The 18,403-nt window shown below is 64.8% G+C and carries 19 protein-coding genes; 4 read left to right on the forward strand and 15 right to left on the reverse strand.

Going from position 1 to position 18,403, the window contains the following annotated elements:
• Positions 1-44: 44 nt before the first annotated feature.
• Together FRZ44_RS15180 and pcaD are read right to left on the reverse strand one after the other, a co-directional pair.
• Positions 45-1,145 carry a sugar ABC transporter substrate-binding protein gene (locus tag FRZ44_RS15180; protein WP_225308274.1) on the reverse strand — a complete coding sequence of 367 codons (1,101 nt, stop codon included), beginning with the start codon at positions 1,143-1,145 and terminating at the stop codon, positions 45-47.
• Positions 1,146-1,245: 100 nt separating this feature from the next.
• Positions 1,246-2,094, reverse strand: a complete 849-nt coding sequence (gene pcaD / locus FRZ44_RS15185) for a 3-oxoadipate enol-lactonase (RefSeq protein WP_151177979.1) — start codon at positions 2,092-2,094, stop codon at positions 1,246-1,248.
• A 213-nt stretch (positions 2,095-2,307) separates the two neighbouring features.
• On the opposite strand from pcaD, the gene FRZ44_RS15190 reads away from it, so the two are divergent.
• Genes FRZ44_RS15190 through FRZ44_RS15200 form a run of 3 tightly spaced genes read left to right on the forward strand, consistent with a single transcriptional unit; the run spans position 2,308 to position 4,884 of the window.
• Positions 2,308-3,480, forward strand: a complete 1,173-nt coding sequence (locus FRZ44_RS15190; protein ID WP_318526376.1) for an NAD(P)/FAD-dependent oxidoreductase — start codon at positions 2,308-2,310, stop codon at positions 3,478-3,480.
• Positions 3,470-4,186, forward strand: a complete 717-nt coding sequence (locus FRZ44_RS15195; RefSeq protein ID WP_225308275.1) for a GntR family transcriptional regulator — start codon at positions 3,470-3,472, stop codon at positions 4,184-4,186. The genes FRZ44_RS15190 and FRZ44_RS15195 overlap by 11 nt, the downstream gene beginning before the upstream one ends.
• A 5-nt stretch (positions 4,187-4,191) precedes the next feature.
• Positions 4,192-4,884 (forward strand): MBL fold metallo-hydrolase, encoded by a 693-nt coding sequence (locus tag FRZ44_RS15200; RefSeq protein WP_225308277.1) that lies wholly within the window; start codon positions 4,192-4,194, stop codon positions 4,882-4,884.
• Between the two features lie 57 nt (positions 4,885-4,941).
• Here FRZ44_RS15200 and FRZ44_RS15205 read toward each other — a convergent pair whose 3' ends face one another.
• From FRZ44_RS15205 to FRZ44_RS15215, 3 genes are all read right to left on the reverse strand, one after another.
• The gene (locus tag FRZ44_RS15205) at positions 4,942-5,379 is read right to left on the reverse strand and encodes a hypothetical protein (RefSeq protein WP_151177981.1); all 438 of its coding nucleotides are present in this window, start codon (positions 5,377-5,379) and stop codon (positions 4,942-4,944) included.
• 3 nt (positions 5,380-5,382) lie between these two features.
• Positions 5,383-7,053: a GMC family oxidoreductase gene (locus FRZ44_RS15210; protein WP_151177982.1), complete on the reverse strand. Its 1,671-nt coding sequence runs from the start codon at positions 7,051-7,053 to the stop codon at positions 5,383-5,385.
• A gap of 258 nt (positions 7,054-7,311) precedes the next feature.
• Complete coding sequence (locus FRZ44_RS15215; protein WP_151177983.1) at positions 7,312-7,749, reverse strand: DMT family transporter; 438 nt, start codon at positions 7,747-7,749, stop codon at positions 7,312-7,314.
• A gap of 193 nt (positions 7,750-7,942) precedes the next feature.
• Here FRZ44_RS15215 and FRZ44_RS15220 point away from each other — a divergent pair, with 193 nt between their 5' ends.
• The gene (locus tag FRZ44_RS15220; protein WP_151177984.1) at positions 7,943-9,346 is read left to right on the forward strand and encodes an FAD-binding oxidoreductase; all 1,404 of its coding nucleotides are present in this window, start codon (positions 7,943-7,945) and stop codon (positions 9,344-9,346) included.
• 61 nt (positions 9,347-9,407) lie between these two features.
• On the opposite strand, the gene FRZ44_RS15225 is transcribed toward FRZ44_RS15220, so the two are convergent.
• The 10 genes from FRZ44_RS15225 to FRZ44_RS15270 form a co-directional block, all read right to left on the reverse strand.
• Positions 9,408-10,418, reverse strand: coding sequence for a formate dehydrogenase subunit gamma (locus tag FRZ44_RS15225; protein WP_151177985.1), 1,011 nt, complete (start codon positions 10,416-10,418; stop codon positions 9,408-9,410).
• Between the two features lie 37 nt (positions 10,419-10,455).
• On the reverse strand, positions 10,456-11,049 hold the full coding sequence (fdh3B, locus tag FRZ44_RS15230; protein ID WP_151177986.1) for a formate dehydrogenase FDH3 subunit beta: 594 nt from the start codon (positions 11,047-11,049) through the stop codon (positions 10,456-10,458).
• A 12-nt stretch (positions 11,050-11,061) separates the two neighbouring features.
• Complete coding sequence (locus tag FRZ44_RS15235; protein ID WP_225308279.1) at positions 11,062-13,974, reverse strand: formate dehydrogenase subunit alpha; 2,913 nt, start codon at positions 13,972-13,974, stop codon at positions 11,062-11,064.
• An 11-nt stretch (positions 13,975-13,985) separates the two neighbouring features.
• Positions 13,986-14,189, reverse strand: a complete 204-nt coding sequence (locus FRZ44_RS15240) for a formate dehydrogenase (protein WP_151177987.1) — start codon at positions 14,187-14,189, stop codon at positions 13,986-13,988.
• A 31-nt stretch (positions 14,190-14,220) separates the two neighbouring features.
• Entirely contained in the window at positions 14,221-14,778 is a 558-nt protein-coding gene (locus FRZ44_RS15245; protein WP_225308280.1) for a TorD/DmsD family molecular chaperone, read from the reverse strand.
• A gap of 107 nt (positions 14,779-14,885) precedes the next feature.
• Positions 14,886-15,602 carry a DUF3306 domain-containing protein gene (locus tag FRZ44_RS15250; RefSeq protein WP_151177988.1) on the reverse strand — a complete coding sequence of 239 codons (717 nt, stop codon included), beginning with the start codon at positions 15,600-15,602 and terminating at the stop codon, positions 14,886-14,888.
• Complete coding sequence (locus tag FRZ44_RS15255; protein ID WP_151177989.1) at positions 15,595-16,113, reverse strand: DUF3305 domain-containing protein; 519 nt, start codon at positions 16,111-16,113, stop codon at positions 15,595-15,597. Before FRZ44_RS15255 ends, FRZ44_RS15250 begins: the two co-directional genes overlap by 8 nt.
• Positions 16,110-17,117 carry a DUF6352 family protein gene (locus FRZ44_RS15260; protein ID WP_151177990.1) on the reverse strand — a complete coding sequence of 336 codons (1,008 nt, stop codon included), beginning with the start codon at positions 17,115-17,117 and terminating at the stop codon, positions 16,110-16,112. Before FRZ44_RS15260 ends, FRZ44_RS15255 begins: the two co-directional genes overlap by 4 nt.
• The gene (locus FRZ44_RS15265) at positions 17,114-17,683 is read right to left on the reverse strand and encodes a DUF6505 family protein (protein ID WP_225308281.1); all 570 of its coding nucleotides are present in this window, start codon (positions 17,681-17,683) and stop codon (positions 17,114-17,116) included. Before FRZ44_RS15265 ends, FRZ44_RS15260 begins: the two co-directional genes overlap by 4 nt.
• Positions 17,647-18,324 (reverse strand): biotin/lipoate--protein ligase family protein, encoded by a 678-nt coding sequence (locus FRZ44_RS15270; protein ID WP_407657986.1) that lies wholly within the window; start codon positions 18,322-18,324, stop codon positions 17,647-17,649. Before FRZ44_RS15270 ends, FRZ44_RS15265 begins: the two co-directional genes overlap by 37 nt.
• Between the last annotated feature and the right edge of the window lie 79 nt (positions 18,325-18,403).

Genomic DNA, 18,403 nt, shown 5'->3' on the forward strand with positions numbered 1-18,403 from the left:
TCGGCCGGTACGGGCCCGGCCTTCGATGTCAGTCTCTCGGGCGATCAGCCGCCATACTGCTTGAGCAGCGCGATCGCCTGCTTGTCCATCTCCTGGATTTCGGCCAGCGACTTCGCGGCCTGGTCCTTGGTGATCGACGTGACCGGCACGTGATAGACGTTCGGCTTCACGTCCTCGCCGCGGCCCAGCGCCAGCGCGAGCTCGCCCGTCTTGTCGCCCATGATGTGCCAGGGCGTGTCGGTGCTGAACTCGATGGTGTTGTCCGGGTTCTGGAACTCGGTCAGGAACTGGTCCGAGAAGTAGTGGTTGAACACCTTGATGTTCTTGCGGTTCATCTGCTTCAGCGCCTGGACGGCGCCGAGCGTCAGCGGCCACCACCAGGACACGATCGCCTGGATGCTGTCCGGATCCGGATTGGCCTGGAGCAGCGCCAGGGCGTTTTCGCGGCCCTTGGAGATCTGGTCGTTGGTCGAGGTGCTGCCCGGCATGAAGGGCAGCATCTTCATGCGCGGCTCATATTTGGTCATGAGCTCGAGCAGGTCGCCTTCCATGTCGAACGGCGTGTAGAAGCCGCGATCCTCGGCCGTCTGCACCAGCGTCCCCTGCCGCTGCAGCACGTTCTGGATCTGGTAGCCCATCACCATCGCGGTACCCCAGGTATCCTCGACGACCGCCGGGGATTCCTTCACCGGAACGGCAAAGCCGACCGTCTTGATGCCGCGCTTCTTGGCTTCGTCGACGATGAAGGCCGTCTCCGATTCCTGCGAATAGATGCCGAGGCAGAGTACGTCGATGCCGCGGTCGAGGAGCTGGCGCTCCGACTGCTGCTCGCTGTCCTTCGAGGGCTCGCCGCGGACCGCGACGATCTCTCCGCCGCCGTCCAGCACGGTCTTGCAGAGGCGCCAGCAACCGCGCCGCCAGGGCTGGTTGAAGGGGCCGTAATTGAGGCCGATGCCGACCTTCACCTTCTTGCCGGTGTCCGCGACCTGAACATGGTCGCGCAACTCGTCGGCGCTGACGGATTTCGCGAGCACCGACCCGGCCACCGCGGCCGAGGCGGCCCCGAGGCTGATCCGCTGCATGAATTCGCGGCGCGAGACATCCAGCCATTCCCGCAATTCTTCTGAGAGAAATTTATTCGTCACGTCTGGTTTCCTCCTCATCACCGGTCCCGACGTGGGACGAACGGTTCGCCCACTCGCCGGTTTCTATTGGGACCTCTTCGGTCCGGACTCCGTCGTCTGCTCAGCTCGAGGCCGCTGCCGGTCCCGAGGCTGCACCCGAAGACGAATGCTTTGCCGCCGCTGCCAGGAAATGGCGCAGATGCTGATTGAATTTGTCGGCCTGCTCGATCGGCGTGATATGCGCCGCCTGCTCCACCACCACGAGCTTCGCGCCCTTGATGGCGTGGGCGATCCGCTCCGCGACGGCGACCGGCGTCGACGCATCCTCGCGCCCCGCGATCACCAGCGTCGGCGTCACGATCCTGGCCAAGATCGCGGTCTGGCGCAGGCCCTGGATGGCGCGCGCGCAGGCCGCATAACCCTTCGGCGGCGTCGCCGCGATCATGCGGCGCACGGTTTCGACCCGCTGCGGCTGGCTCGCGCGGAAGGGTGCGGTGAACCAGCGTTCCAGCGTCGGCTCGACCAGCGGCGCCATGCCGGTGGTGAGCGCGGTCTGGATGCGCGGCTCCCAAAGCTCGGGCTTGTCGGTCTCGCTCGAGGTGTTCGACAGCGTCAGCGAGCGCAGCAGATCGGGCCGGCGCGCGGCCACCGCCTGGCCCAGCATGCCGCCCAGCGAGATCCCGACGAAATGCACCGGTCCCAGCGCCAGCTGCTCGATCAGCGCGATCGCGTCAGAGGCCAGGTCGTCGATGGTGAGCGGCCCATCGACGACAGGCGAGCGCCCATGTCCCCGCGTGTCATAACGTACGATCCGATAGTCGGATTTGAGGGCGGCGACCTGGTCGTCCCAGATCGACATGTCGGAAGCGAGGCTGTTGCTGAAGAGCAGGATCGGGCGGCCGGCGGGACCATCCATGCGATAAGCGAGGTCGGCGCCGTTGCAGCGCAGAATGCCCTCGCTTGTTCCCATATTGCCTTCTCCCCGGTCTTTCGCGGCGGCGCTCTTCGGCGCCTTTGGCGTTCTGGCCCGCCGCTTATTTCGGCAAGCCCTGCTCAAATTGTCGACAAGATTGTAAACATCATTGTCTGTAAGATACTGTGCTTGTCAACAATCTTGCAGAAGTGAAGGCCGATTTGCATGGGCGATGCCCAAATTTCAGGCAGCAGGGGCGAACCCGTCGATGTGGCTGTTATCGGGGCCGGCATATTGGGGCTCGCCATCGGGCGCAGCCTCGCCCGGGCCGGCCGCGAGGTGCTGGTGCTGGAAGCTGAGACCGCGATGGGCACCGTCACCAGCTCCCGCAATTCCGAAGTGATCCATGCCGGAATCTATTATCCGCCCGGCTCTCTGAAGGCGATCTTCTGCGTCGAGGGTCGGCGCCGGCTCTATCCCTTCTGCCGCAGCCGTTTCATTCCGCATTCGCAGATCGGCAAGCTGCTGGTCGCGGCCGAAGACGCCGAGATCTCCACCCTGCAGCGGTTGTTCCAGCGTGCCGGGCAGAACGGCGTCGACGATCTGCGCTGGCTCAGCGCGTCGGAAGCGAAGGCCATGGAGCCGGCCCTGCGCTGTGCCGGGGCGATCCTCTCGCCCTCGACCGGCATCGTCGACAGCCACGCCCTGATGCTCGCCTATCGCGGCGAGCTCGAGGAAGCGGGCGGGATGATCGCCTTCGGGTCGCGCGTCATGCAGGGCGAGGTCACGCCGACCGGGATCCGGCTCGAGGTCGATCAGGAAGGCTCGATGGACCTGCTCTGCCGGACCGTCGTCAACTGTGCCGGTCTGGGGGCACAGGGCGTGGCAGCCTCCATCCGGGGCGTGCCCTCCGAAAGCATTCCGCCCCTGCACTTCGCCAAGGGGAACTACTTCGGGTTGAGTGGCAAGGCGCCCTTCCACCATCTCATCTACCCGATGCCGGGCGGCGGCGGCGCCGGAGTGCATCTGACCCTGGATCTGGCCGGCCGAGCCCGCTTCGGCCCGGATGTTGAATGGGTCAACAAAATTGACTATGCCGTTGATCCGCGGCGCGCCGACAGCTTCTATGCCGCGATTCGGCGCTATTGGCCCGCCCTTCCCGACAAGGCCCTGGTCCCCGACTACTCTGGCGTTCGCCCGAAGCTCTATGATAATCCCAATGGCGACGCGGACTTCGTGATTCAAAGCGAAGAGGCGCATGGCGTGACGGGTTTGGTAAATCTCTACGGAATAGAATCCCCGGGCCTGACCTCATCCTTGGCGATCGCCGAGTATGTGAAGCAGGTCGTGGTGGATTTTAACTACCGACAGCCCCCGCAGGATCGGCTACCGTCCCTGCTGCATCAGGAAGAAGAGAAGAGCGAGTACGCCCTTGGCTCGTGAAACAAGCGAAAAACTGCTGGCGGATCTGGTCGATTCGATCCGCCAGGCCATCATCTTCGGCCGACTCCGGCCCCGCGAACGGCTGGTCGAGGAGGAGCTGGCGGAGCGCTTCAATGCGAGCCGCCACCTGGTCCGTTCGGCGCTGAGCTCGCTGGAGCAGATGGGCCTGGTCGCCCGTCGCCCGAACCGCGGCGTCGTGGTCTGCGACTTCTCGGTCGAGGAGATCGAGGAAATCTACGAGATGCGCGCCATCCTGCAGGGCGAGGCCGCGCGCCGGATCCCGCTGCCGGCCCCGCGCTCGCTGATCACCCAGCTCGAGGCGATCCACGCCAAATATTCCGAGAATGTCGACCGGATGGAGCTCAAGGCGACCTGCACGCTCAACAACGTCTTCCATGAGACGATGTTCGGCGCCTGCAACAACCGCTATCTGACCGAGACCATCCAGCGCTTCTGGACCCGCACCACGGCGATCCGCTGCTACGCGATCGGCGACCCGGAGCTGCTGCAGCAGTCGCGGCACGAGCACCGGGCCATGATCGACGCGATCAAGGACGGCAATCGCGAGGAGCTGGTCCGGCGTTGCGTCGACCATATCTTCCCGGCGCTGGAAGCCTATAAGCGCGCGCATGGCGGCTGGGATGTCGGCGCCTCCGGCAATCACCGCGCCCTTCCCGACAAGGTCGCCGTCATCGGACGGCGGTAGGCGCCTTGGCCGACATCACCTACGACATCATCGTCCGCGGCAACAATCTGCGGCTGCGCGACGGTTTCCTCGCCATGTCCAACGTGACGCTGGTGAAGACCGGCCGCGGCTACATGCTGTTCGACACCGCGGGCTATATCTCGCGCCTGGGGCTGATCACCGCCTTGCGCGAGCGCAACATCGCGCCCGCCGATATCAAGATGGTGTTCCTCTCGCATCTCCATTTCGACCATTGCCACAACATCGACCTCTTCCCCACGGCGAAGGTCTTCGTCAGCAAGACCGAATGGAGCTATGCGAAATCGCCTCATCACGAGGACATCTTCATGCCCTGGGGCATCCACGAGATGCTGCAGCGCTATGACCTCGAGATCCTCGAGGGCGACGGCGTGATCGATCCGGGCGTCAGCTTCTTCCCCGCCCCCGGCCATACGCCCGGCAGCTTCGCCGTGCGGCTCGACACCCAGGATCGCGGCTGCGTGGTGATCGCCGGCGACGCGATCAAATATGCCAAGGAAGTCATCATGCAGCGCGGCGACAATGTCTACGACACCGCCGCGCACAGCACGGCCAGCATCAGGCGCATCGCCGAGATGGCCGACCGGATCATTCCCGGCCACTTCCCCGAGCTGATCAAGCAGCCCAACGGCCAGTTCGGCTGGACCGAGGGCGCGGCGTTCGATCTGATCGTCCGCTAACCGAGAAACCGCGATCACCCGCGCCGCCCTTCGGCAGCGCGGGGACCGCTATGTTGCTCACCTCGGCGTGGGCTTATAAGTCGGCCCCCGCCGCGCGACGCGCTCGAGCATGCCGTTCGTCAGGTAATCCGGCGTCTCGTGGTTGTCGTAGGTCAGGCTCTCCTGCCCCGGATAGCCGATGATCTGCCGGACCTTGGGCGACATGTAATAGGCGCCGGACGCGGCCAGGCTCACCGCGCCGAAGGCGTCCTTGTCGGTCTCGAACAGCAGCTCGGCCGCCTTCGCTCCCGTGAGGCCCTTCGCCTTCTCGAGGCCGCGATGGAAATCCTCGATCAAATCGGGACGGAATTTGAGCACGTCGTCGATGCCGCCGGCGGCGACGCCGACCTCGGTCGCGGCCGGCATCTTCGCGGTCTTGGGCACCAGGAAGTCGGCGATGGCGCCGAAGATCGCGCGGTCGTCGGCCGACAGTTTCGCGGTTGCGGGTTTGCTCATGGCTCAGGCCGCCTTCTGATTGCGACGCTCGGCGATCATGCGCGTCGTCTGGCGCAGCGCCACCGACATGATGGTCGCGGTCGGGTTGAGCCCGGCCGAGGTCGGGAAAGTGCTGCCGTCGAAGATGTAGAGATTGGGCACGTCGTGCGTCTGCCCCCACTGGTTGACGACCGAGGTCTTCGGATTGTCGCCCATGAGGCAGGTGCCGAGCAGATGCCAGCCGGTGTCGCGCATCTGATGCACGACCGCCGTCTCGATGGCGCCCGCCGCCTGCACCGCCTCGAGACAGCGCGCGACATGGAATTTCAGCATGTCGTGCGAGTTCTGCGAGACCTTGTAGAGCAGCTTGGGCGCCGGGATGCCGTCGGTGTCGGTCATGGTCGGATCGAGCACGACGCGGTTGGAGTCCTCGGGCAGATCCTCGCCGATGATGCCCCAGACGATGCTGCGGCCGAAGCGGCGGTCCACCATCTCATGGAGATTGTTGCCCCACATGTCGCCGACCTTGGCGGTGGGCCCCGCGAACACCTTGGTGCCGACGAAACTGGTGGCGCCCAGAGGACCGCCGCCGGGCATGGCGCCCCATTTGGCGCCGCGCATGAAGCCGCGCTTCTCGTCGGTCTCGTAGAATTCGTAGGACGAGATGGTCTGGCCGAACGGCCCGCGCCAGGATTCGAGATCCTCGTCATAGATGCCGAGCACCGCCGAGAAGGGGTGCATCATCAGCCGCTTGCCGACCATGCCGGAGGAATTGGCGAGCCCGTCGGGGAAGCGTTTCGAGGTCGACAGCAGCAGCAGCCGCGGCGTGCCGATGCCGTTGGCGCAGATGATCACGGTCTTCGCCTTCTGGCGATGCTCGCGCCCGTTCTGGTCGATATAGACGGCACCCGTGGCGAGGCCGCGATCGTCGACCTCGATCTCGCGCACGCGCGCGCCCGTGACCAGCTTGGCGCCGTTCTTGATGGCGGCCGGCCAGTACGTGATGTCGGTGGTGGATTTGGCCCCTTCCGGGCAGCCGGTCATGCAGGTGCCGCGCCGCACGCAGGCGTTGAGCCCGTTATGGGGCTGCGACGGCATCGCGTTCGTGCCCGGCCACCAATGCCAGCCAAGCTTGTCCAGCCCTTCGGCCGCCTTGCGCCCGACCTTCCCGATCGGCAGGGCCGGCGTCGGATAGGCCTTCTTCGGAGGATAGGCCGGGTTGCCCGGCATTCCGGAGACGCCGACCTCCCATTCGATCTGCTCGAGATAGGGCAGCAGATCCTCATAGGTGAAGGGCCAGTCGTCGGCGATGCCGTCGAGCGAGCGGACGCGGAAGTCGGAGGGGAGGAACGGCGTCCAATGTCCCGCATAGATCGTGGCGCTGCCGCCGACGCCGGCGAACATCAGCGGATTGATATCGGATTCCGAGGTGTCGACCGGATAGTCGCGCGGCATGTCGCGCACATTGGGATTGGGATGCCATTGCCGCTGGCTCACCAGCTCCCATTCCGGACGGCGTCCGGGAAACTTGTCGCGATCCGGGTAGTTGCCCTGCTCCAGCGTGACCACAGAAAGGCCGGCGGCCGACAGATGCTTGGCGGCGACCGAGCCCGAAGGGCCGGCGCCAATGATCAGCACGTCCACTTCCTCGCCGCGCTTGGGGGCGCGGCCGGACGCGTTGCGATCCTCGCTCATTCTCTAGAGTCCTCCTGGCGTTCTCTCTCACGGCTTGTCGCCGCCTTGCGCGCCCGCCCGGTCCCTGGGTACGACGCTCGAGATTCCGGAGAATCAGGGCGCCTCTTGTCGTTTCGTACGGATGGAGGCGATTGCGCTACGTCAAACGATGGCACAGGGTGACTTTGCAAACAAGATTGTCGACAATATTATCGACATGTCCGGGCAGGGTCCGGCGCCAAGGCCGCCGGCGCCACCGGCCGGCCCGTCCCTGCGGCGCTAGGCCTTCAGGACCATGACCGCGCCGCCCAGCACCAGGGCGGCGCCGATGAGGCGCAGCGCATTGACCGGATGGGGTGCGGCGGCGAGGACGCCGAAATGATCGAGCAGCAGGGAGGCCGCGAGCTGGCCGAAGATCACCCAGCCGAAGACCGTGGTGTTCCCCAGCCGGGGCACGCTGGTGATGACGCTCGCGACATAAAGCGCGCCCAGGAAGCCGCCGAGCCAGACCCAAGAGGGGATCGCCGCGATGCGTTCCATCGACGGCCAGGTGGCGCGCGTCGCCAGCTGCACCCCGAGCAGGCCGATGCCGCCGACGAAGAAGGATATCGCCGCCGCCCAGATCGCGCCGCCGATGCCGGCCGAGAGCCGCGCATTGACGAGCGCCTGCAGCGACAGCGCCGCGCCGGCGATGAAGGCCAAGAACGTATATGGCATGGGTCCCCGCGTTGTAATGAACCGGCGGCCCGATCATGATCGGGCGATACCGGAAGCCCCTTCCCCATCGCCGGCAGCGGCGACGGGCACTTCCGTCGAAGCGTCGCGTCGAGACTTACCCTCTCTGCCGCGGCACTCGCAAGCCGTGCGTCGCCTGGCCGCAATCGCAGACCGAACCGATCGAGTGAACATCATGCCGCTTCTGGAACGCCTCGCCGAGATCCTCGAGCCTTCGGACCTGCTGACGGCGGCGGGCGACACCGCGCCCTATCTGACGGACTGGCGCAAGCTCTATCACGGCGAGGCCCTGGCGGTGGTCCGTCCGCGCAGCACCGAGCAGGTGTCGCGCGTGGTAGCCCTGGCCGCGGAGGCCGGCGTCTCGATCGTGCCGCAGGGCGGCAATACCGGCCTCGCCGGCGCCGCCACGCCCCGCTCCAACGGCAACAACCTCGTGCTCTCGCTGGAGCGCATGAACAAGATCCGCGCGCTCGATGCTGCCAACTACACCATCACCGTCGAGGCGGGCTGCATCCTGCAGCAGGTGCAGGAGGCCGCGACCCAGGCGGATCGCCATTTTCCCCTGAGCCTCGCCGCCGAGGGAAGCTGCCGCATCGGCGGCAATCTCTCGACCAATGCCGGCGGCATCGCCGTGCTGCGCTACGGCAATATGCGCGACCTGACCCTCGGGCTCGAGGTGGTGCTGCCCGACGGACGGATCTGGAACGGGTTGCGGGCGCTGCGCAAGGACAGCGCCGGCTACGACCTCAAGCATCTCTTCATCGGCGCGGAAGGCACGCTGGGTGTCATCACCGCCGCGGTGCTGAAGCTGTTTCCGCGTCCGCGGGAACGGGCCAGCGCCTTCGTGGCGGTCGCCTCGCTGGACGCGGCCCTGGCCCTGCTCGGCCGCATGCGCGCCGCCAGCGGCGACGGGCTCACCAGCTTCGAGATGATCCCGCGCGTCGCGCTGGAGAAGGCGATCGCCCATGTGCCGGGCAGTTTCGATCCCTTCCCCGACCCGCACGACGCCTACCTGCTGATCGAGATGACGTCGAGCCGCGAGAACAGCGGCATCACCGCCGTCGCCGAGGAAGCCCTCGCGGCGGCGATGGAAGACGGCCTGGTGCGCGAGGCGACCATCGCCCAGAACGAGACGCAGGCCGCCGCCCTCTGGTTCCTGCGCGAGGCCGTCGTCGAGGCGCAGCGCGCGGTCGGCGCAAGCATCAAGCACGATGTGGTGGTGCCGCTCTCGGCCGTGCCGGCCTTCATCAGGGAGGCCACGGCGGCGGTCGAGGCGGCCGTCCCGGGCATCGTCGTCTATGCCTTCGGCCATCTGGGCGACGGCAACGTCCATTTCAATCTGCTGCAGCCGCCCGGCATGAAGCCGGAGGCCTTCCTCGCCGAGATGGGAAGGCTCAACCGCCTGGTGCACGACGTCTCGGCCCGCCACCATGGCAGCATCAGCGCCGAGCACGGGCTGGGCCAGCTGCGCAACAAGGAAGTCCGCCTCTACAAGCCGGCGATCGAGTTCGAGTTGATGGAGCGGATCAAGCTGGCGATCGATCCCAAAGGCATCATGAACCCCGGAAAGGTCCTCTGAACGCCCGAGGGCGCGTCCAGGCCCTCGGTGTCGGAACTGGCTTAGGCGCTAGGGGCGACGTCTATTCAGCGGGCGGCGCCGTGGCACGCGGACGGGTGGCATCGCGGCTTTGCGTCGCTTCCTCTTCCAGCCAGAGGCTGTGGTGTTCCTCCGCCCAATTGAGATCGACGGTGCCCTCGCCCATCGCCTCGAAGGCGCCTTCCATGCCCACCGTGCCGATATAGATATGTCCCAGTATCCCGGCCATGAAGAGCATCGCAACGGTGGCATGGGCCATCTGAGCCAACTGCATCTCGTAGATGCCGGTCCCATAGAACGGGAACATCAGCAGATAGCCGCTGAGGACCATGGCGCTGCCGCCCAGCACCACCATCCAAAAAACCGCCTTCTGGCCGGCATTGAAACGGGCGGCCGGGGGGTGATCGCGCCCCACGATCCCACCACCGCGTTTTATCCATTCGACGTCCGTGCGGTTCGGGATATTGCCGGTCAGCCACATGACGAAAATCAGAAACACGCCGAGAGTGAAGGGAAAGCTCAGATAATTATGGGCATATTTTGCCCATACCGACCAGGCGCTGAAGGCATCGAGGCCCAGCAGAGGGAGCAAGAGCGGCCTGCCGAAGGTGATGTTGAGCCCGGTGACAGCCAGGACGATGAAGCAGCTTGCCGTCATCCAGTGGACGAACCGCTCGAATCCGTTGAAACGCAGGACCTTGCGTCCCGAGCGCCCCTTCTCGATGCGCACCTTACCGCGCCAAAGATAGAAGGCGACCAGTGCGGCCAGCGTACCGAGTATGGCAAGAGCGCCGATTCCGCGGAGGATCACCACGCGATAATACCGCCAGTCGCGCCCGAACGGCTGCTCCAGGACCGCGGCTCTCGTGTCCGGGATGCTGATCCGGCCGTCAATTATCGGCTCCTGTTGCAGGAGATGATCCTCGCTCACCGCGCTGGCATCCGGGTCGATCACAGCGGGCTGTTCTGCACGGGCCGCCTGCGCCGCGATCAACAACACGGAAAAGGCGAGCGCTCCGAAGACGACACGAAGCCTGGCGCTGAAAGTCATCATGACGTGACCTCTGGTTTCCGCCCCGGTGGCAAAGGGATCAACTGATCGTCTCGCGATAGGCCGTCTTCCAGCCCCAGGCGCCGGAGCCGTAGCCGCGCGTCACCACACGCTCCTTGTAGATCTGGGCGATGATCTCACCGTCGCCGGCCAGCAATGATTTGGTCGAGCACATCTCGGCGCAGAGCGGCAGCTTGCCCTCGGCCAGCCGGTTCGCCCCATACTTCTCGTACTCCGCCATGCTCCCGTCTTCTTCGGGACCCCCGGCGCAGTAGGTGCACTTGTCCATCTTGCCGCGGGTGCCGAAATTGCCGATCTGGGGATATTGCGGAGCGCCGAACGGGCATGCGTAAAAGCAGTAACCGCAGCCGATGCAGAGATCCTTGGACCACAGCACGACGCCGTCCGCAGTGGTGTAGAAGCAATCCACCGGACAGACCGCCTGGCAGGGCGCATCGGTGCAATGCATGCAGGCCATCGAAACCGACCGCTCGCCCGGCAGCCCGTCATCGAGGGTGACGAGGCGCCTGCGGTTGATGCCCCAGGGAACCTCATTCTCGTTCTTGCAGGCGGTGACGCAGGCATTGCACTCGATGCAGCGATCGGCGTCGCAGAGGAATTTCATTCGAGCCATGATGCCGTCTCCTTATGCCGCCTTGATCTGACACAGACTGACTTTGGGTTCCTGCATGCCCGTCGCCGGATCGTAGCCGTAGGTGAAGATCGTGTTGGCGCTTTCGCCCAGCACGTACGGATCGGCGCCCTGCGGATAGCGCGAGCGAAGATCCCTGCCCTCGAACCAGCCGCCGAAGTGATAGGGCATCCAGGCAACGCCCTTGCCGACCCGTTCGGTGACGAGTGCCTTCATCTTCGCCTTCGAACCGTTCTCGGCCCCCATCACCCAGACCCAGCCGCCATCCTTGATGCCGCGTGCGGCAGCGTCGGCGACGTTGATCTCGATGAACATGTCCTGCTGCAGCTCGGCCAGCCATTTGTTGGACCGGGTCTCCTCGCCGCCGCCCTCATACTCGACCAGCCGACCCGACGAGACGATCAGCGGGAAATCCTTGGCGACGCCCTTGTCGATCGCTGCCTTCTGCATCGAGAAGCCGATATTCGGGATACGGAACTGCTTGGCATCCGGATAAGTCGGATACTGGGCGACGAGATCGACGCGCGGCGTATAGATCGGCTCGCGGTGCGTCGGCGTCGGATCCGGCAGGTTCCATGCCACGGTCCTCGCCTTGGCATTGCCATAAGGGGCGCAGCCATGCTGCAGGGCCACGCGCTGGATCCCGCCGGAAAGGTCCGTCGACCAGGAGACGGCGTCGATTTTGTCGGCGCTCCCACCGATCGCCTCGATCGCCGCCATCTCCTCGGCCGTCAGATCCTTATCCCAGCCGAGTTTCTTCAGGACTCCGAGGGTGAACTCGGGATAGCCGTCCTGAATTTCGGAGCCGGCCGGATAGGCTCCTTCTGCCAGCAGATTGGCGCCCTTGTATTCGACACCGAAACGCGCCCGGAACCCGCTGCCGCCATCCATCACCGGCAGGCCCGTGTTGTAGAGAATGGGCGTGCCCGGATGCTTCAGCTCGGGCTTTCCCCAGCAGGGCCAGGGCAAGCCGTAATAATCGCCCTTGCAGGGGCCATCCTTGGCCCGCAGCGTCACCAGGTCGAAATCCTTCTGGTTGGCCATGTGCAGCTTGAGACGTTCGGGCGACTGGCCGGTATAGCCGGTGCTCCAGCTTCCGCGGTTCATCTCCCGCAGAATGTCCTCCGGCAACGGCCGGCCATTCTCGACTTGTATGTTCTTGAACATTGGATCGGCGAAACCGAGCTTCTGGGCCAGGAGATACATGACCTCGTAATCGTCCTTCGATTCGAAGGCCGGCTTCACGATCTGCTCGCCCCACTGAAGCGAACGATTGGTGGCGACGCGGGAGCCCGACGTCTCGAACTGCGTGCAGATGGGCAGCAGATACACATTGTCCTTGCGGCCGGACTCGGCGGCCAACGAGGCCCAGGTGGTCGGATGCGGGTCGGCAACGACCAAGAGGTCGAGCTTCGCCAACCCCTTCATCGATTCCGGAACGCGCGTGATGCTGTTGCTCGCATGCCCTTGCACGAACATCGCCCGGACGTTGTCCTTCTGGTCGATCTGGTCCTTGGGCAGCAGGACCGCATCGAACCAGCGCGTCAGCGGAATTCCCGGACCTTCCATCACCTTCTTCGAATCGAAGCGCGACGCCAGATAGTCGTAATCGACCTCCCAGACCCGCCCCCAATGCCGCCATGCGGGCTCGGTCAGACCGTAATAGAAAGGCAGGGTGACGACGTCGAGGCCGACATCGGTCGCCCCCTGAACATTGTCGTGGCCGCGGAAGATGTTGGCGCCGGCACCCGGCTTGCCGACATTGCCGGTCGCCAGGAGCGCGATGCAGCTCGCGCGCACGTTGGCGGTGCCGATCGTGTGCTGGGTCTGTCCCATAGCCCAGATCAACGTCGCGGGCTTTTGCGTGGCGAACATCTCGGCGACGCGCCTGAGCTGCTCTCCCGGCACGCCGCTGACGCGTTCGACCTCCTCAGGCGTCCATTTGTCAATTTCCTTGCGTGTTTCCTCGAACCCATAGACGCGCTGTGCGATGAACTCCTTGTCTTCCCAGCCGTTCTGGAAGATGTGCCACATCATCCCCATGAGCACCGGGATGTCGGTGCCGGGACGGATGCGTACATATTCGGTCGCATGCGCGGCCGTCCGGGTCATACGCGGATCGACGACGATGAAGTTCGCGCGATTGAGCTCCTTGCCCTCCAGCAGATGCTGCAACGACACCGGGTGCGCTTCCGCCGGGTTGCCGCCCATGATCACCAGGGTCTTCGCGTTTCGGATATCATTGAGGCTGTTCGTCATCGCCCCAAAGCCCCAGGTGTTGGCCACGCCCGTGACAGTGGTCGAATGACAGATTCTTGCCTGGTGATCGCAGTTGTTGGTACCCCAGAACGCGGCGAACTTGCGGAAAAGATAGGCGCCCTCGTTGGAGAATTTCGCCGATCCGAGCCAATAGACGGAATCCGGGCCCGATTTTTCCCGAATCTCCAGGATCCGGTCGCCGATCTCGTTGATGGCGTCGGCCCAGCTAATGCGGGTCCATTGCCCGTCGACGAGCTTGGTTGGATATTTGAGCCGCCGTTCGCCGACCACCAGCTCGCGTACCGCAGCACCCTTGGCGCAATGCGAACCGCGATTGATCGGGCTGTCCCAACTCGGCTCCTGCCCGATCCATACGCCATTCGAGACCTCGGCCGTCACCGTGCAGCCGACGGAGCAATGCGTGCACATGCTCTTGCGGATTTCGACCGAGGCACCGGGCACGGGCGGAGGGCCCGCCTCCGCTTGTCGCATACTGGCGAGCGGCAGTGCGCCGATGGTCGCGAGACCGCCGGCGGCCAAGCCCGAACGGCGGAGGAAGGCCCGGCGGTTGAGCGTTCCCTCCGGCGGACCCGAGAGCGCCGACAACGGATCGCGCCGAGCCGGACGTTCAGTGCGCTTGATCAGCAAGGTTGCCTCCTTCAGGCGGCCGGATACCGGTTGACGCGGTAGAAAGCCTTGACGTCGTCGGTCACCCGGTACCGGGCTTTGCGTTTCTCGTCGTAGCTTTCGGTGTCGGCGACCGCCTTCGTCGCGAGCGGAGCTGCCGCCGTTGCCGCAGCGCCGGCGCCGAGCGCGAGCAGAAAATCACGACGCTTCAAAGTCGCCTTGCGTGCCGATTTCATTGTCGTTTCCTTCCGTCTTCCACGGTTCCACTCAAACGGGCAGCGCGAACGCTGCCCGTTCAATCTCGATAAAGAGCCGACCGATCGTCCCGACATGACGATAGAAGTCTGCCGATTCGGATTGCTCCAGATCGGAAAAAAAACGGCCCATCCATGGAGCAAGGTGACGATCGAAGATGCCCTGCTGTGCGTCGTCCGATCCGCGAAGGCGTCCATCGATCAGGCCGGCCATGATTTCGCAGAGAAGGGCTGCGTGATCCTCAGGCTCCGTCTCCCCCTCGACCCGTTCGATCCCAAGCGCAAGCAGGTCTTCCCGGAGCCGGGCCAGGGGCCGTTCATTGATGAAGCCGGTCCGGTAATAGGAGCCATAGGGCATGAGCTCGCCGCGACCGACGCCGACGAACAGTTCGAAATACTCGCGTTCGATCGAGTCTGCCTGCGCATCCGTTGCGGCCTGCGCTAACGACGCGTGCGCAGCGCCCAATGGCGTCGGCCCGCCTTCGATTGTGGCGATGCGCCGGAGCAATGGGCGATCGGGAGCGCGCGCGAGAAGGACGGCAAGCAACCCGTACTCCCGGGCGCGCGCCACGTCGACATCCCTGCTGCTCTCTGATGGCACGCCAGGGAGTTCGGGCGACGGAGCCGCGCCCGTCACCGCCTGGATCGCCACCCTAGGCCCTTGGTCCGTCATCTCCGTCAACCTGTCTTCCTCCCGGAGGCGTCTGGCAAGGCGCCACCGTGACGGCGGTGGCTCGGCCGCTCGCCCGCCTCGAGCGGCGCCGGCACGGCGGGACGTTGCAGTGTCATGCCGATGCCATCCCATTGCGTCATGTCAATTTCGTGCGAAGACCCCATGCTGGACCCGCACGTCTCCGGAGAGGACGCTCCGGGAAATGGCTGAATATCGGTCTGCCCGGTTGGCTCGGCGCCGGTCCCGGCCTGCGCAGGCTGGCCGGCCTCTATCATGGCTGCCGAGGGCGGCCTGTCGTCCCCCGGCGCGGCCGGCATGCCGAAGGCGCGATCCAACAAACTCTGGATCTTCTCCTTGTCAACCGAACCGAAGCCGAAAATCGCCCCGGGGGCGTTGAAGTCCCAAGAGCTTTCGGACAGGCCGACGAAATCGCGGATCGAGAGGTCGGACGTCCAGGCACGGCGAAGCGCGGCGCGCGTCAGCGCGGCGGGGACCCCCGGTTCCAGAAACGCCTGAATATCGGATCCGGCATCGATCGACTCGATCGAGGGCAAGACGGCGTGATCGAGCGGCATGGCAATACTGGTGCCGGTCGACGCTTCCGGCAGCTCTGACGGGACGGCCGTCTGCCGGTCCTTCGGCTCCGATCCGTTGCTGCGATCGGGGCCGCGATCGCGTTTCAGGCGCGACCAGCGGGAAAGGAAATCTTCCGGCTCATCCATGGGTCTGCCTATGTCGGCGGCCTTGCCGCGCCAATGCCTCAGGATCGGCCCGAACCCGCTCCCGCTTCTCGAACACCTGCTCGACGTGATACCGGCCCACGAAAGCCGCGACCTTTTCACGGATCGCCTCCGGCATCGGCAGCATCTCGACGATCGCCGCGCCCGCCTCCGTCAGCCCTTCCCCCTCTGCGGGGTCAACCGTCACCGCAGCGAGTTTGTAAGGCGGCTCTCCGCCGCACGGCTGCAGGATGACCCAGACACTGGGCATCGGCGATTCAAGATTCTGACGGTAATTTCCCGTTTCGGACCGGTAAAGCTCGATCTCCGTGGCGCCCGCATAGATCAATGCCAAGTCTCCCTCTTCCGAGAGAACCGTCCACGGCTTCGCACCGGATGTTCCGCCGAAAATGCTGGTGGGCCGCCAGATCAAGTCGAACCACGCCGACTTCGGCCGCCGACGCTCGACGACGACGCCGACCGGAATGGATTCAAACGGCCGCGCTTCGGTCAATTGACGGGCTCCATTTGACGCAGAGGAAGGCCGGTCAGAAGATTCTGCGGCTTCATGCGCAAGATGTTGTCAGAGGATTTCGCCAGAATCAGGTACACCGGTGTCCCGCCGACTGCGTCGGCAACGTCGCGCGGATTGTCGAACGTCAACCGATAGATCCCGACGACGGCGGCGCGGGTTGCATCATCCATAGCTTCGCCGTTCCACAGCGCATCTCCGACGGCGGTGCCGACAGCATCGAGTCCCACATACCAGGTGAGATCGACTTCGCGCAGCTCGGTTATCGCCTCGATCGTCACCTCGACCGCCAGCAAATGCGAGATCCAGCGTCGAAGCACCTCGCCCAACGCGACGAGACCGCGTCGCCCGGTGGTGAGATCGATCGCCATGTCGAAGGCATCGCTTCGGCGCCAATAGCTCTCCGCATTCTCGTCGCCGAGAACGTCGACACCGGCTCCGACCGGACTTCCGAGCATGGACATCAGGGGAGACAATGCCGCCGCGCCCGCAGCCGCAATCGTTTCCTCATCGGCAGCGATCAGCGAACCGTTGAATGACGCCATGCGCTGCGGGCGGAAGAACAATTCCGCGGCGCGCATCACAAAGGGATCTTCGCACCCATCGAGCACATTGCGCAGAATGAGGTGGCAGAGTTGGTTCAGGAACAGCGGCGGAGTCCTGCCAACACCGCCGCGCGCGAGATCGAGATAGGACGCTTCCAATGTCCTGTGGCGCAGCAGATGATCACGAAAGGCGATCATCTGCTCCCAGTTCTCGCGCGCATCGCGATCGGCAATCATTGCGACTTGGTCACCGGCGATGGGTTGGCGCGGGTGAGCGCAGATGGCCGCGTGCAGGCTTCGTTCCGCGACGCAGGCCTCCGGCGGCGGCAGCAGTTCCGGCCGGGCTGCATAGGCCTTGAGGAACTCATCGGTCGGCAGGAGACTGCCGCTGGCGTCGCGATCGACGAGATGATGCCCGCAGGAGAGCCAGAAATCCCTCATCCTCGGCCTCCCGATTCGGGCGCCGCGGAACCATCTGGCGCCTCCCCTTCGTCCAACTCTTCCGCTTCGAGGACTGAAAAGCCCTGAAGCGGCGCGGCACCCGTGCGCCGAGAGAGGACGCGAAAGCTTTCGCGAATGGCATCGTTCTCAAAATGGCGCTGGAGGCCGATCAGGGTTCCCGGCGACTGGCTGCAGAGAGATCCGGCAAATTCGAACTCCATTTCTGCCGCGGTGCGCGCCGCGGCGAGGTCCGGCGCGCCGAACCGGTCTTGCAAACATCTCGTCAACATCTCGACCGCCGCCGCACGGTCATGCGGGCCCACCGACACGATCTGCGCCAGAGTCGACCATCCGAGCGAAGGGATGCCGAGAAATCCGCTCCGGAAAGCGGCGCGGCGTTTCCCATCCAACATTGCCAGTTCGTCCTCAGAGAACATGAATGTTCCCGACACCGCCCATTCGCCCGGCACCGCCGCGACTGGGAATACGAATCTATCCGACGGATCGAGCCGTATTGTACGCAACAACCTCAAATCTTCGGCACTCCCGTATCGGGATCCAGCCATGAAACGACATCGAGCGCCGACCGGAGCTTGCGTCGCTCGACCGGTCGTGCCGGCCTGCGGATCAGCAGATCGCCCTGCTCGTCGATTTTATAGCTTGAGTTCTCGCCCGAGTGGAGCTTTGCGGCATAACTCTTCGACAAAACAGCAAATTTGTTCTCGTACCAGCAATCGGTGACTGTCAAGAAATGGCGCGTGAAGCCTTCCAGCAGGCGATCCGAGCCGGCGGGGTCGAAGCCCTCCTCCTGGAGTGCCGTCGAGTGGGGGTGAAGCCCGGCCTCCGCGCCCGACATCGAGACGGTTCGGATCATCCCCCCGAACACAAGCCATTCTGGAACCATCGTTTCTTTCGTTCCTCTGGGCCAACCGAGCCGGCCGCCACCGACCGGCCCGCCATCGACAAGGAGGGTACCGGGCCAATCGATCGCAATGGACCTCTGGGGCGGCGCCACAGCGGATAACGCGTCGACAAGTGCCGTCATGCCGCCAAAGAAGATGCGCCGGGCGACGGCAAGGGGCTCGTCGGGCTCCAGGACCAAAGCGAATTCCGCGAGGTCGAAGCGTCCGACGACCACCAGTGTTCCGGCGCCGAGCTCGCCGGCACTGCGACAGGCATGCTCGAAAGCATCGCCCGCCTCGCGCAAGGTTACCGCTCGGAAAGGAGGCGGCAGGTCGAGAGAATGCCTAAAATGCTCCTCTGCGTTTTGGAGTGGCATTTGGCTC

This window comes from Hypericibacter terrae (assembly GCF_008728855.1).
In the GTDB taxonomy this organism is placed as follows: domain Bacteria; phylum Pseudomonadota; class Alphaproteobacteria; order Dongiales; family Dongiaceae; genus Hypericibacter; species Hypericibacter terrae.